This window comes from Mycobacterium simiae, from assembly GCF_008370645.1.
GTDB classification, from domain to species: domain Bacteria; phylum Actinomycetota; class Actinomycetes; order Mycobacteriales; family Mycobacteriaceae; genus Mycobacterium; species Mycobacterium simiae_A.
Genome location: NZ_VTZN01000486.1, coordinates 1 through 604, shown reverse-complemented (window position 1 = coordinate 604; position 604 = coordinate 1). Strand labels below are relative to the sequence as shown.

Sequence of the window (604 nt, the reverse complement as noted above, 5' to 3'; positions counted from 1 at the left end):
GAAGGTCAGGTCGTTGACGTCGGTGATGGGGCACTGCGCGTAGGGGGTGAGATGATGCACCTCGGAGTAATACCCGGGCACATCGCAGCCTGGTGCGGTGCAGCCGCGGTCTTTTGCGTACAAGACGATTCGTTGGGCTGGGTTGGCCAGTCTTTTGCTGTGGTAGAGCGCTAGGGCCTTGCCGTGGTCGAACACCGCGAGATAGTGACGCGCGTGCCGACCCAGCCGGATCACATCGCTCATGGGCAGCAGGGTGCCGCCGCCGGTGAGCGCCTTGCCGGCGGCCGCCTCCAAGTCTTGAAGGGTGGTGCTCACGATAATGCTGGCGGGTAGCCCGTTGTGCTGGCCGAGCTGTCCGCTGGCCAACAGTGCGCGCAGCCCGGCCAGCAGCCCGTCGTGGCTGCGTTGGCTTGCCGAGCGGGTGTCGCGCTGCACCGTCTGTTCTGAGGGAGTGCCGTCCACACACGGGGTGTCGTCGCTGGGGTTGCACCTGCCCGGGGCGCCCAGCTTGGCCAACACCGCTTCCAGGGTGGCGCGGGCTTCGGGGGTCAGATAACCCGTGAGGCGTGACATCCCGTCGAGGTCTTGTTTGCCCAGCGTGATG

At 66.4% G+C, this 604-nt stretch carries 1 protein-coding gene; it reads right to left on the bottom strand.

What is annotated here, in order from left to right:
* Positions 1–604: HNH endonuclease signature motif containing protein (locus tag F0Q45_RS26565; RefSeq protein WP_149656658.1), on the bottom strand; the 604-nt coding region annotated here is incomplete at both ends.